The 14,293-nt window shown below is 48.3% G+C and carries 12 protein-coding genes; all 12 read right to left on the minus strand.

What is annotated here, in order from left to right; all coding sequences use genetic code 11:
- Positions 1–1,414: type VI secretion system protein TssA (gene tssA / locus Phpb_RS06475; RefSeq protein ID WP_065389650.1), on the minus strand; the 1,414-nt coding region annotated here is incomplete at its 3' end.
- Between the two features lie 5 nt (positions 1,415–1,419).
- Positions 1,420–2,067, minus strand: coding sequence for a type VI secretion system-associated protein VasI (gene vasI / locus Phpb_RS06480; protein ID WP_065389651.1), 648 nt, complete (start codon positions 2,065–2,067; stop codon positions 1,420–1,422).
- Positions 2,064–2,864, minus strand: coding sequence for a helix-turn-helix domain-containing protein (locus Phpb_RS06485; RefSeq protein ID WP_065389652.1), 801 nt, complete (start codon positions 2,862–2,864; stop codon positions 2,064–2,066). The genes vasI and Phpb_RS06485 overlap by 4 nt, the downstream gene beginning before the upstream one ends.
- Positions 2,861–5,506, minus strand: coding sequence for a type VI secretion system ATPase TssH (tssH, locus tag Phpb_RS06490; RefSeq protein WP_065389653.1), 2,646 nt, complete (start codon positions 5,504–5,506; stop codon positions 2,861–2,863). The genes Phpb_RS06485 and tssH overlap by 4 nt, the downstream gene beginning before the upstream one ends.
- Positions 5,507–5,517: 11 nt before the next feature.
- Positions 5,518–6,288, minus strand: coding sequence for a type IVB secretion system protein IcmH/DotU (gene icmH / locus Phpb_RS06495; RefSeq protein ID WP_109396568.1), 771 nt, complete (start codon positions 6,286–6,288; stop codon positions 5,518–5,520).
- Complete coding sequence (gene tssK / locus Phpb_RS06500) at positions 6,288–7,640, minus strand: type VI secretion system baseplate subunit TssK (RefSeq protein WP_065389654.1); 1,353 nt, start codon at positions 7,638–7,640, stop codon at positions 6,288–6,290. The genes icmH and tssK overlap by 1 nt, the downstream gene beginning before the upstream one ends.
- Positions 7,641–7,642: 2 nt before the next feature.
- Positions 7,643–8,209 carry a type VI secretion system lipoprotein TssJ gene (gene tssJ, locus Phpb_RS06505; RefSeq protein ID WP_052105895.1) on the minus strand — a complete coding sequence of 189 codons (567 nt, stop codon included), beginning with the start codon at positions 8,207–8,209 and terminating at the stop codon, positions 7,643–7,645.
- Positions 8,209–9,495 (minus strand): type VI secretion system-associated FHA domain protein TagH, encoded by a 1,287-nt coding sequence (gene tagH, locus Phpb_RS06510; RefSeq protein ID WP_065389655.1) that lies wholly within the window; start codon positions 9,493–9,495, stop codon positions 8,209–8,211. The genes tssJ and tagH overlap by 1 nt, the downstream gene beginning before the upstream one ends.
- 5 nt (positions 9,496–9,500) lie before the next feature.
- Positions 9,501–10,553: a type VI secretion system baseplate subunit TssG gene (gene tssG, locus Phpb_RS06515; protein WP_065389656.1), complete on the minus strand. Its 1,053-nt coding sequence runs from the start codon at positions 10,551–10,553 to the stop codon at positions 9,501–9,503.
- On the minus strand, positions 10,517–12,364 hold the full coding sequence (gene tssF / locus Phpb_RS06520; RefSeq protein ID WP_065389657.1) for a type VI secretion system baseplate subunit TssF: 1,848 nt from the start codon (positions 12,362–12,364) through the stop codon (positions 10,517–10,519). The genes tssG and tssF overlap by 37 nt, the downstream gene beginning before the upstream one ends.
- 1 nt (position 12,365) lies before the next feature.
- On the minus strand, positions 12,366–12,806 hold the full coding sequence (gene tssE / locus Phpb_RS06525; RefSeq protein WP_065389658.1) for a type VI secretion system baseplate subunit TssE: 441 nt from the start codon (positions 12,804–12,806) through the stop codon (positions 12,366–12,368).
- Positions 12,807–12,812: 6 nt separating this feature from the next.
- A complete protein-coding gene (tssC, locus tag Phpb_RS06530; RefSeq protein WP_065389659.1) occupies positions 12,813–14,291 on the minus strand; it encodes a type VI secretion system contractile sheath large subunit in 1,479 nt (492 codons plus the stop codon).
- Positions 14,292–14,293: the final 2 nt, after the last annotated feature.

Raw genomic sequence — 14,293 nt, forward strand, 5'->3', positions numbered from 1 at the left:
TCCTGTTTGCGGTCGTCGCCTTTGCGGGGGCGGTGATGGCGGCTTTTTCCGCCAGGGCCGCCAGCAGGCCGGGTTCCCAGTCGGCGAGTGACAGGTGTCGCCCTGCCCGGAGCAGCTGTCGGTAATGTTGTTGTGCCAGCGCGCTCATCCCCGCCTGTTCCAGTAACTGTGCCGTCAGCAGCTGACCGTAGAACTGATCCCGGGGTTCGGTCAGCTGTTGCTGATAGTGCTCTGCGGCGTGGAGGGCGGCCTCCAGGCCGTGTTGCTGAAAACAGTGCCAGATGGCGTCCTGTTCCTGCGTGGTGGTGCTGTTGACCGTGGCGGTGGCCGGAGGATGCAGCCAGTTCAGGGTGGCGTCTGAGATAAAGGGGCTCATATCGGCGAAATGCAGGCGCTGTAAGGCCGGCAGGCGGTCAAGAAAGGCGCTGAGTTCATCGCGGATAGCGTCTGCGACAGGGCGGTACCCCAGTTTTTCGGCGGCCTGAGCCGCGATAGCGTGCCCGTCAAGCCAGTAAGGGGCCAGTGTCAGGCTCTGTTCTATCTGTTGCAGCAGGGATTTATCCGCCGCCGGAAGTTTTGTCAGATAATCGGCGGTACGGTCTGCCGCAGTCGGTGCCAGGGGTGTCTTGCCTGCGCCATTCGCCATCGGCGCCGTGGTCAGGGTATGCCAGATTGCATAACGACGCAGACGGTAACCGACAGGGGAGTCAGGCTGGCGTTCACATAGCAGGTCGGCCACGGTCAGGAGCGTCTGTTTCCAGGCTTTTTCACCGGAACTGTCTACGGTGACATCCGGTATGGGGGGGGATGTCAGTGCTGAAGTGTTTGCCGGTTGTGCCGTCGTTGCTGTCGGTTCAGCCGGTGCCGGTTTTGGCTCAGGTTTACGGGCATAGCGGGGGCGTAACTGGTCAATCTCTTTAGCCAGTGCCGGCTCATCGGTATGCCAGCATTGTGCCAGATGAGCCAGTGCGCCTTGTGCCTCTTCGCGCTGAGTCTCATCAGCCTGTTCGCAGAAGCCGGGTTGCGCAGAGCCAAAACGTTTAATCACCTGTTGCGCCAGGCGGCGTTTGAGCAACGGTTTTTGTGGCCAGGCTGTCTGCCAGTAATGCTGGATGTAATCGGCCAGCAGCTCCATTGCCAGGATGAGTTCAGCGGGATGACTGCCGTGTTGCAGTGTCCGCAGTAAATGAACCATCAGCCTGAAATCTTTGCTTTTTTCACTGAGCAGTTGCAGCGCCTGACGCTGGATCTCGTCAATATTGATGCTGGAATGAGCCAGCGATCCCAGCTTAACCATCTCTCCATCGATATATTCCCAGGCGGGTTCGTTTTCATCCAGCTCCCGGCTGATAAGTTCATCCGACAGGGGGGTCAGCAGGAGGCCCTGCCAGTCAAATTGTTTCCTGATATCCATTGAGATCACCAGCGACAGGCGGAGCGTAAAGGTTTCACCGCCTGTTCCAGTTGAGAAATGTTAAATGTCATTCGGTTTCCGTTGCCGGTTTTGATGGTCAGGGTTTTTCCTGTCATCAGTCGTTTTAGTTCTTCAATGCCCGGCAATCCACGGCTGGATTCCAGCAGGTAGCCGTTTTCACGCAAGAACCAGTCAGCACTGAATTGGGTGATTTCCGTCGAAATCATCACAGTGCCGCTATCTTGTGGTTTAGCCAGGGCAATTTGTATTCGGGTGATGCTATCGATACAACTGAGCATCAGTACTGGCCGTGGTGGGGGAACACCAATCGCGGGGGTAGTCAGTATGACGCGAGTCGGGATGCTTTCAGATTGGGTAGTGATAAAACCGGTTGAATGGTCAGTTCGTTTCATCTCCTGTTCCATTGCCTGTTTCCAGACAGGGCCCGTTTTTTCTAACGGGATAACGGCAATATTATCGACTTTATCCAATAGACGGTCGTAGCAATCGAGCCTGACCAGCGGCGACGGTTCTGCCCGGCATTGCAGTAAAGCGGGCAGTGAAGGCGCGGTTGTGGTTTCCTGATCTGGCTGAATAGCGGGTTTGCCCGTCAGAGAGGCGATCAGTGAACTGACCAGTAACAGAAAACTCATAATTTACACCTGTATTTCGCCAGTTTGTAAGTCAGTGTACGGGGTGCGATACCTAAGCTTGCGGCAATCTGTTTGGTGTTATTGCCGTAAATATGTTGGCGTTGTATCAGTACTGCACATTCGAACTCTTCGAGCGCCTGAGATAAATCGTCGATTTTGCTGTAATCGTGCGAGACGCTGGCGGATGTTTTGTTTTCGGCTGTGGTACTTAACGACGCCAGCAACTCATCAAGCTGTTTTTCTTTCTGGCGCTGTGTCTGAAATACCTGGCGGATCTGACGTAATTGTTCACGCAGTTGTTCCAGTTCCTGCAATTTTTTCAATCGGTGTTGCATGACGTGGCAGTAGATGTAAAACATGTTGCTATCGTCAGCAAAACGATGGACATCTTTGGCGAAAACAGCAACCACGCCACAGGCTTGTCCGTTGCAATTAAACAACGGGATAGCATGTAGGCCGCAGCGATTAGGGAGCTCTTCGACGAAGATACGAAAGTTTCGATGGTCTATTCGAACCCCTTGATTGAGTGATTCCCAGGTCGTCGGGGTGCCTTTGTACAGGATTTGTACCAATGGATGGTTGATATCACCGATATTGATATCCAGTTGCAGCGCGCTTATCTGGTTTGGCGCCGGCAGCCGGTAGCATTCCAGGCGGTTTTCATTCACGTTAAGCAGAGAGACCAGCAAGGCGTCAAAACGCTGGCGTTGGTGATTCACCTGGAGAAAGTGATGAACCAGTTGCTCAATCGAGTCATTTTCCAATAGCGCTAATGCGCTTTTCAGCCGTTGTTTCATGGTATCTCCTCAACCACCGCGTTGAATTGATGGTCGTTAACGGTGAGCTGGATAGTGCTGATCTGTTTTCCGGCGGCTATTTTTTGCAACAACAGCAGAGATAATGGTGGCAATAGAGCGCCATCAATGATCGATTCCAGCATACGTGCGCCATTTTCAGCACGGGTTGCCCGTTGCAGTATCTCTTCAACCACGTCGTCACTCAGGGTGACTTCGGCATTGAAGCGTTGACGCAACAGGTTATCGAGGCGCGCCAGTTTGCCCTGAATAATGGTTTTCAGGGTGTCGTGTCTCAATGGTAGATAAGGCACCACTTCCATTCGCGCCAGTAACGCGGGTTTGAAGAAAGCCGCCAGTTCAGGATAAATCAGGTCATTCAGCTCTTCCGGTTTATCGGCATTATCGACGATAGTTTGATAGCCCAAGTTGGAAGTTAAAAAGAAGACCACATTTTTACAGTCAATCACTCGGCCTTCCCCATCGGCCAACTCACCTTTGTCGAAAGCTTGGTAGAACAGGTTCAGTACATCAGGATGGGCTTTTTCTACTTCATCAAGTAGAACGACGGAATAAGGTTTCTGGCGAATAGCTTCGGTGAGTACACCACCTTCCCCATATCCAACATAGCCCGGAGGTGAGCCAATCAGGCGGGAAACGGTGTGTTTTTCCTGAAACTCCGACATGTTGATAGTGGTCAGATATTGACGTCCGCCAAACATCAATTCGGCAATCTGTAAAACGGTTTCGGTTTTACCGACGCCACTTGGCCCTACCAGCAAGAAGGCGCCCAATGGACGACCGGGACGGCGTAGGTCCGCCCTGGCAGTCAACAAATGTTGATGCAGGCAGTTAATAGCGAGATCTTGTCCTTTGATGCTTTGTCCCAAATGAGTTGGTAGTTCAGTCACTACGGAGAGTTCACTTTGTGACAGGCGATTAAGGGGGACGCCAGTCCATTCAGCGATAACCGCTGCAATCTGGTTTTTATCCACATGAGGAGAAACGAGCGTTTGTGGTTGCTGTAATTGTTCCAACTGTTCATTGCGTTCAGTCAATTGTGCAATCAACTCGTTAGTTGTTATCTCGGCCGATATTTCGCTCTCTTCTGTTTCGTTGGTTAATTCTGTTTTGTCGGTTAATAGCTGACGGCGTAGTTCAATAATTTGCTGAACTAATTGCTGTTGTTGTTGCCAACTGGCTTCCAGTCCAACCAATTTCTCTGTGGTTTCTTGCTGTTGTTGCTGTAATTCATCCAGCCTATCAATATGCTGGTTTAGCCCCATACGCTGTTCTCTTGTCAGCACGTCTGATTCCATTTTCTGCTGATGCAGTTGGTTTTTCAGGGCGGAAATTTGGCGCGGAGGTGAAGTCAAGTTGATAGCGACGCGGGCGCAGGCGGTATCCAGCACATCAATGGCTTTGTCTGGCAACTGGCGTCCAGAGAGGTAACGGTCGCTTAATACCGCAGAGGATTTTAGCGCTTCATCATCGATTAATACGCCATGAGATTGTTCATAGATTGCCCGCAGGCCCCGCATGATAATAATGGCTTCTTCCGCAGTCGGTTCAGCCACTTTAACGAGTTGAAAACGGCGGGAGAGGGCCGCGTCTTTTTCGAAATATTTTTTGTATTCGCCCCAAGTGGTTGCGGCAATGGTTTTCAATTCACCACGTGCCAGAGCGGGTTTTAGCAGGTTGGAGATATCCAATCCGCCTTGTTGATTACCGGCGCCAATCAGGGTATGAGCTTCATCGATGAACAGAATAATCGGTACGGATGACTGATTTATTTCATTCATAATGCCTTTGAAACGTTTTTCAAATTCACCTTTGACTGCGGCTCCCGATTGTAATGCTCCCAGATCCAGCGTCATCAATTCACTGTTACGCAATTTTTCCGGTACTCGGTTGTCGATAATGCGCAGAGCCAGCCCTTCAATAAGAGCACTTTTACCGACGCCCGCTTCACCCACGACAATCGGGTTATTTTTACGGCGACGGCAGAGAATATCGATCATTAGGTCGATTTCTCTGTCACGGCATAGAACAGGGTCGAGTTTTCCCTGACGAGCTTGTTCCGTCATATTTTGCGTAAAACGGGCGAGCAGGCTGTCACTGTTGGCGGCAGCTTTGTCTTGCCCGTTTCGATCGTTTTCCACAACTGGTTGTTCGGCAGAGCCGGCTGTCCATTGGGTAAAATTCTGGCGTAACAATTCGCGGTTTATTCCCGATAAAAGACGTGCGGATTGTGGCGTCAGATAGCGTAATGGGCTGAATAGCAAGGTCATTAACATGACGCCGCCGCGTAGTTCTTGATGCTGCATCTCAGTCGAGGCTAACAGCCAGCTATCCTGTAACCACTCCACCAGCATTGGAGAGAAGCTAGGATAAGCCTGAACCATTGCTTGATGGTGAGGGATCGTCTGATCAAGTTGTTCTTTCAGCAAATCGCTATCCACTTCTGCTTGATTGAAGATCGCTCTGACATCACTGAGAGGGGTGTTGATCATTTGCAACAGTAGTTGTGAAACCGTGATTTCAGGTTGTTGCTGGCTGACGCACTGTGCCGCCGCCGCTTCCAGAGCGTGCCGAGTCATCGGATTTAAGCGATTAACTAATGTAGGTAGATCAATCTGAATCATCGGTTTCTTTCCTAGCTCAGTAAGTTATTTAGTTGTTGTAAGATGTTCTGGGTTTGGTGGTGCAGACGGATAGCGTAGAAGCTATAAACGATAGCGAGCAGGGTAATACCGCTCCAGAACAGATGTTTAATGGTCAGACGTTTACCCAAGCGATAGCGATCATTACGCTCATTGGCGTTATTGTGGAGAATGATGGGCGGAGCTTCGCCCCGCAACGCGTGCAGTTGTTGGTGTAATCGACGGAATAGACGTTCAAAGTCATCACTTTTCTGCGAAGCGACTTTGTAGCGACCACGGTAGCCAAGACAGAAACAGAGGTAGATAAATTCCAGCAGATGTTGATAGCGTTGAGGTTCACCCATCAGACGATCTAACAACTGAAAGACTTTTTCACCACCCCAGGTTTCGTTGTGGAATTGCACCAGCAGTGATTGTTGTAGCCACTCATTCTTGCTGTTCCAGCCATGCCCCAGTGCGGTTTCATCAATGAAGGTACAGAGCATGTAGCGGAAAGAGACAATTGCCCCCGGCTCATAGCCTTTGGTTTGTAGAAGTTGTTCGATTGCTTGGATATCAGTAACGACCTGTGGGTAAAGCTGGTCCGGCAGTGGCTGATCACCCATGTCTTTTAGACGCATGACCATACCAAGCAGCGGTGTGGCGGCATCAATCATTGGGTTCAGGCTTTCTCCGCGTAACGGTAACTGGTACTGACGATGTAGAGTCGTATCGGTTTCCGTCTGCATCAGAATGGTGTTGTCACTCATGGCTTCGGTTTTCATTAGGCACTCCCATTCCTAACCGCCCAGAATTGCATGTCTAATCCTGGGAATTCTCCCGAAACGTGAAAGGCGATGGAGTTACTTTTTAGAATGTCTTTCCATGCGTCGCCTTGTTGATCAAGCCGGAAGTAGGTGTAACCAGCATGATAAGGCAACTGACGTGGGGCAGAGGGAAGCGCAACCAGTGCTACAGCGGGCAACTGGATGCTGACCATTTCGCGGATCCTTTCAGCCGATGTAACTTTAGTCTGTTGGGCAAACTGGCGGAGTAATTGATCATGCGGAACCTGTGCGCGGATTGCCAGAATGAATTCCGCGTTTGTCAAAACATTGCGATCATGGATGTGCGCCACCCGGATACCATTGGCTTGAGTTTGTAGCTTAATTGGGATCGCCCGCGGAGTCAGTACAACGCCCATTGCTTCGTGCATGAGGATCATGATTTCCTTGAATGTTTCCGTCAGGTTGTCATGTTTGTAAATCGGCATATCGCCGGCCTGACGGGATTCATGAGTAAATGTTCTCAGTTCACCACAGGTTTGGATCAACTGAGTGAAAAAATCTTGCGGATGTAAAATGGCTTGTCCGGCGTAGTGGGTAAACCACGGCTGAACTCGGTTAACTAGCTGGAGCATCATAAATTCAGCAACATCAGCGACCCCTTGCTGGCCGGGAGAACCAATCCGGTTAGCGAGTGATCTACCTCGTTCTGTCATCGCCCTATCCACTTCATCCATATAATTTTTTAATTGAGTAGAGACCCTGATCGATGTACAGGTTGGTACGAACTCTTCATCCAGTATGATAGTTCCGGTAGGGCGCTTTTCTATTATCTGGCATAGCGGTAGTACGGAGAAAGCGCTGAGATCTTCTGAGCCCTGTTTCAGAATCGGCGTCAGTTGTGCCAGCATGACTTGGCAGATATCACCGCCATCTGTATGCAGGTCACGGATATCTTCCATGTGTTCACGGTAGCGCATAGCTCCTGCACGATTGGATTCTGAATGAGAGATTTCATTGAGAATATCGTTGGCTATTGGCAGTGCCAGATAGATATTTTTACTGTTGTTTTCGTGAATATTCACAACATCAAGCGGTTGAGGAGTTGCATCCTGATGAGGAATAGAGAACACTGTGCCGTCTGGCATGATACCGCTGGCTTCGATGATACCGATGCGTCCCAGAGCGAGAAGGTCTTCGTCCAGCGTCAAAGAACTGAAGCCATAACTATAACTGGTTAAGGAGGTCTGGCGACTATGAGCCAGATAGTCATTATGTTTTTGTTGTTGCTGAAAGTGTTGTGGCTTGATGAATAATCCTTCACGCCAAATCACCCGATTCTTACCTGACATAGTTATTGTTCCTCTTTTCTAAGTTCAACTTCGTTCGCTCTGATGTGCACCAGAATGTGGTATTGCTGTCCTGTGTCTTTCACACGGATGACCTTTTTCCATTCGGATTGATTAATATCGGCATAGCGAACGATAACGCCGATGTAGCGGCTATTTTTTTCCAGCGGGATGACTGGCAGTGGTTTGTACTGCCCCGGCAATAAGGTGTAATCCTGATGGTCGATGTAATTTTTCCCCAGCGCTTTATCCAGTTTGTCACTCGCCAGTTGGTCATAATCAGCGGCAAGTAGACGGGAATCTTCACTGAGATATAGCAGATGCATTTCAACCGGAGTGGCTTCTCCATTTTTATTGGGGTTAATATCAGGTTCCGCCAGCAAAGTGATCGCGACGGTGGAAGGTAAGTTCGCAGGTTGACCAACAGGAGTTGATGGGTCCCAGACGACCTGTCCGACTTTCTTCGTTGCCTGCCATGCACTGCTACAGCCGCTTAATATCAGCGCTGCCAACAATACAAACCATACGGTATAACTACCGGACCATGAGGTATTACCGCCGGAGCGCTTCATTACTGGCTATCCTCTAAACCTTGACGCAGAGCACGGTCATAAGCTTGCTCGTAGACTTCACCGAATAGTTTTTCGAACCCTTGTTGGCGACTGGAAGCCAGTTCGCGGTAGTAATTGGTGTACATTTCCCATGCCCAAGTCGCGTTTTTTTCCTGTGTCTCATTGCTGCGGCGGTACTGGGCAAAACGATTCAGTAGATGTTCCGGTGAGAAAGCATCCAGCATGGTATTCAAGGCGGCAGTGATGGCGATCCGGTTAGCCTGATAGTGCAATTGCAGGTTATGTAAGCTTTCAGCGACAGCGGAAGGGGCAGAGAGATGGACTGGGCTTTTTTGATCCGCAAACATCACCTGCATAGTGGTGTTGTAGTCCATGTTAAGCCGTAGCGGATTATCTTCGATAGGGCGCAATTGCTTATCGCGCAGCCCATGTTGTGTACGTTGCAGTACCAGTAGACCTTCAATGGCCGCTTTCATGGTCTTACCCATTTCTTCCAGAAAGTCGTTGGCCTGTTGGCTGTTATGCAAAGGCAATTGCGTGTTCAATCCTCGCATCAATGGGGTGATAGCAACATGTTGCTGTTCCATGTCCTGATACTGTTCATTAAAAGGCGAAGAGATACCGGGTAAATCAACAAAATCCTGATCCATAGCATTGCCTCTGTTATCTGAGAGGGAAGAGAAAAATAATGGGGCGCGGTAGTGGTCTTGTTGCAGGCTTTGGTCTACCTCGTTACTCACTGACGTCTGGTCCAGAGTGGTCAGATTTTCGCTATCGAGAACCTTGAGTGGATCATGGCTGAAATCGTGTTTGATCGTGGGGGCCAAAGAACCATGATCAGTGAAAGCGGAATCTTGAGCGGGATCTTTTTCCATCATAGCGTCCAGTGGATTGCTATAGCTGGAAACCAGTGATTCCGGTGATACCGTCATGGGATCAATGCGATCTGCATCGGAAAAACTGATATAACTTTTGATCACTAGTTTACCAATGGTAATTTCATCCGCTTGTTGCAGGCGGATGAAACCAGCGTCAGCAGTCAGGGGTGACTGATTCACAAACAGGGGACCCGCAATCATTTGCAGACAGAATGCACCATCACGCCACTGGATAGTAAATTGTGATGGATTGATATTTCCTTGCAGATCCTGAACGGACCAAAGATGGCTTTCACTGCTACCAACTGTGCCACCTTGAGTCGAGAATAGGCAGCTAGCCGCTTTGCCGCTTTCCAATTGATCGCTGTTGATCACTCGTAATGAGAGAGTTGGCTGTTGTTTTTCCATCGTCTTTATCCATTCACTGAAATCGTGATAAAGGGTTTCTTTTCCGGCTCGCCGAGAAAGCTGGTCCACCCCAGGTTATTGTTTAATTTTGTGCCAAGCACCATGCCGCCTGCTTGGTTTTCGGCCAATCCAAGACGCAGATCCCAGGCCAATTGATCACGTAGGACAAAACAGAGAAACATCACTAGTGGCAGGAAATTCTTACCGTCCGGGAGAAATGATAGGAAGTGTTCTCGTGATAGATTATTGATACATAAAGTAAATTTACTATCGCAGCTTCTCACCCATGAACCGAGGAAAAAATTCTTTCCCATTACGGATTGTTCAACCTTTTGTTTCCGTCCCTTTATTTTCAGTGTTCCACCTAGGCGATTTTGCTGTGATGGCTCGATAGCGACTTTTCTGATCTGCAAACCGTGTACCGTTACATCGGGTAGATCAAAACAGTGTGAAACCAGGCTGCATATCACTGCTGGTGATCGACCAGGACTGGCTAACAAACCGGCATAGGCCAGCATTTTGCTGTGATTGATATTCAAGTGAGAACGATTAACATCACTACCAAGTCCCACCAGCGCAAACATGCGCTGAGAAAATCCGTCTTGCCCGTTTTTGTCAAAACAGATGTAATAGCGATATTTTCGCCAAATCTGATGAAGAATGACGACTGAACGGTGATTGAAAATATTCAGAAAATCAGTCAGTCGATTTTCATCCTGAGCGTCTTCCCATGCCAACGAATCAAGGTAATAACCTGGCATGGGTGATTGGCTGCCATGTAGTCCAAGAAAAGAGACTTCCACTTGGAAGCGACCCTCCTTAGAACGTTTCACAGAGGTAATGTCTCTGGTTGGGAAAGCCAAGCTTGCACTGGATTTAAATAGGATTGCTTCACGGTCCGGGCGGTTGGTTTGCCCAGTTTTTTCCCACGCTACCGCCAATTGGTTGAACAATTCGACCAATTGATGAAAGTTATACCTTGACACATCCAGTGTCTGATTTTCTGGCGAGTTTTCGCTCGTTACATCAACGCATGTTGACCTGTCTGTTCCGGCCATTGATAACATTCCTGATTATCTAAATTGATCACCTTCAACATGTGGAAGGAGTTAACGCTGGCATATAAGGCAAAAAAGCGTGACAGTATGTTGCAGAACAGATAAAGCTCGCCTTCAGAACAGAAAGCCTGTTGCCGGATATACAATGTTGATTCCGAACCACGTACCGGGAGACCTTTAAATAGTCGGTCTATTTGCCTCGTTTCAATCCGTTCAATGGCATCTAGCCGTTTTTGGGATGAGCGTGAGGATTGTCGGTTATATCGGCTGGGGAGATCGTAAGTTCTTAGTACCGCCTTTAGTGCGTCTTTGTCCAATAATGTCATATAGTTCAGCGACATATTAGAAATAAGCGACCAGTGATACTCACCGCTCATCAATGGATAGAGTGGAACGGATGGGCGGGTTATGTTGCGGAATGTCGCAAATGACGAGTTTCCCGATAAAGGGTAATCAATATCACCTACCCGGAGTTGCAGTGGCAGTTCGCGATTGGTGCACGTCAGTTGAATAGAGACATTTTCCTCACTTAATAGAAGTTGAGATTCATCACCACGGACAAAAGAGATGTAGTGTTCAAGACCTTTACGAAATGGAGATTCTTTGATTCTGATTCGGAAATAGCGAGTATTGAGCTCGCTTTCATGTTCGATCTGATGATGAAAGCTTTCAAATGGTACATAAGTCCGTCTGCCATCGCGGCTTGGTTTGGGTTTGCCATCAGATCCGACCAGCCAGCTTTCTACTTTATCCACAGAGAAAATATCGTAACGATTGGGATGACTATAGCTGGCTCTTAATGGATATTCAGACTGACTGCCATTTAGTTGAATAACTTCGCTATCCATCGGGAAGAGATTGATTGCCGGGACACAATGCAGCCGGAAAGTATCCTGACGGATTTTGATTTCTGGTGGTAGTGCTTCTGAGAAATAGAGATTCAACGTGAAATCTTTGGCTTTAAGATCTGCTGGTAACTTAGGGAAACCAATGACATCGAAAAACAGAAAACCTTCAGAAAAACAGAAGTACTCTTGTAAGACGCGATAACCCATATAGGCATTTTTGGGGTACGGCAATAGGGCGTCTTCCCGATTGAAACCCACTGGAACGAAGTCGAAATCTGGTAATGAAATCGTGGTATCGCCGACGACAAGTTTTGCGTCTTCAAGATGGTAACTGAGCCAGAAATAGAGTTGTGTACTGCTGTAATCATCGCCGCTTAGATAAAAACGGAGTTTATCAAGTTGTAGTTCTTGTAAGTTAAGCTCTGTTTTTGAGGTGAAATTCAGGCCGATGACACCCTGCTCATTACTATTATTGACCGAAATGTTTCGGATAGACATCGGAAACAGCCAGACATCACGGCATAAAGTGAAAGTACAGCGATGATTGTCTTGGTCTGTTTTTTGAGTCTTGGTATTGTTTAAGTAATTATCTTCATCCTCATCATTTTCGCTATCATCCACCAGTGGACGGCTTTTGATTTGAGTTCCACGCGGGATCTGCGTTGCTTTTGTGATGGCATTATCATTAGGTGTATATTGGATAATGGTCATGCTAGGCGTTGGACGCAGGTAATTTGGCCAGAGCATATGCAATAATCCATGAGTGAGTTCAGGGAACTCATCATCAATTTTTGCCCGCAAATTGCCCGCGAGAAAGGCAAATCCTTCTAGTAAACGCTCAACATCCGGGTCAGAGCCTTGTTCAGACAAAAATGAGGCGAGGTGAGGATGTTCAATTGCGGCTTGTCGCCCCAATTGCCTAATGTAATCCAATTCCTCTCTAAAATATTTTTCAAGTGACATTTTATTGAGTCCTCTCTAGGCAATAACGCCGGTTGTTATCCAGTTGAATGTTAAATTCAACAACATCATGAATATCATCCAGGGATACCTGCGCGTTGATGTGAAAACGTAACAACAGCGGGTCACTCTCATCATGGATTGCACTGACAGTGACTGACGATATTCTTGGTTCATAAGTTGTGATGCAATGCACTATTGCTTGCTCAATACTCTGTTTAAAGTCCGTTGCCGTGGTTGTGGCGTCATTGAGATCAATGACGCCAAGATCAACCGCACTCTGACAAGCACCCGGATGAGTATTGAGAACATGATTCAGGTGTCGTTTTATGGAGTTGAGCAGTTCACGCATTCTTGATTGGCGGGAAGAACCGGAGTTCTTCCCTTGAATACGCTCGAACAAGCTGGCAGAGCCTTCTCTATTCCAACTGTACAGCGTAGCCATAACTCATTACTCCTTATCCAAGCGACCGACCAAGGACAACTCAAAGCTAGCTCCCATGTATTTGAAATGAGGGCGAACTTGCATTGCCACTTGATACCAGCCTGGATCTCCTTCCACATCCAAAACCTGAATTTGGGCGGAACGTAAAGGGCGACGGCTACGGACATCCGTTGGTGGATTTTCCTGATCAGCAATGTACTGTTTCAGCCAGGTGTTCAGTTCACGCTCCAAATCCTGACGCTCTTTCCAGGAACCAATCTGCTCGCGTTGCAACACTTTGATGTAGTGTGCAAGACGGTTGATGATGAACATATAGGGCAGTTGAGTGCCCAATTTGTAGTTGGTTTCAGCCATTTTCCCTTCGCGAGTATTTGGGAAAACTTTTGGCTTCTGAACTGAGTTGGCAGAGAAGAACGCGGCGTTGTCACTGCCTTTACGCATTGTCAGGGTGATAAAGCCCTCTTCCGCCAATTCGAATTCACGGCGATCAGTAACCAAAACCTCTGTTGGGATTTTGGCCTGGATCTGTCCCATTGCTTCGAATAGGTGAACTGGCAAATCGCTGACAGTCCCCCCGCTTTGTGGGCCGATAATGTTCGGACACCAGCGATATTTGGCGAAGCTGTCAGTCAAACACGTTGCCAACAGATAAGCAGTGTTACCCCACAGGAAATGTTCGTGATCTTTGCTGACATTTTCCTGATAGTTAAAGTTTTTAATTGGGTTTTCGACGGTTGAATAAGGCAGACGCAACAAGAAGCGCGGTGCTGTCAGACCTAGGTAACGCGCATCCTCCGATTCGCGTAGCGAACGCCATTTAGTGTGTGCCGGACCTTCGAAGACAGATTTCAGATCTTTAATCGCTGGCAGTTCGGTAAAGCTGCTGACACCAAAGAAATCAGGGGCGACGGAAGAGAGGAATGGCGCGTGAGCCATTGCGCCAACCGCACTGACGTATTGCATTAGTTTAATATCGGGTGAGCTATTGCCGAACGCATAATTACCGATGACCGCAGCGACTGGTTCGCCACCAAACTGGCCATAACCTGTCGAGTAGACATGTTTGTATAAGCCTGACTGAATGATTTCTGGTGAAAATTCGAAATCTTCCAGTAACTCTTCTTTGGTCGCGTGGATGATGTTGATTTTGATGTTTTCACGGAAATCGGTACGATCAACCAGCAATTTCAGCGAACGCCAGGATGATTCCAGTTCTTGGAACGCTTTAGCGTGCATAATTTCATCGACTTGAGTGCTGAGTGTTTTATCAAGCTCAACAATCATTCTATCAACAACAAGCTTGTTGACAGGTTCTTCGCTAGTACCAGTATCCAAAATGCTGCTGATAAAAGCGGCTACACCCTGTTTCGCGATATGGTAGCCATCATTTTCCGGCGTCATTCTTGCCTGAGACATAATCTCGTCAAGCAAAGAGGTAGTGGACCCTGGGGTTAATGTTGTACTGCTCTCTTCATGCAAGGACATGT

It is taken from the genome of Photorhabdus namnaonensis, assembly GCF_001684335.1.
Classification (GTDB): Bacteria; Pseudomonadota; Gammaproteobacteria; order Enterobacterales; family Enterobacteriaceae; genus Photorhabdus; species Photorhabdus namnaonensis.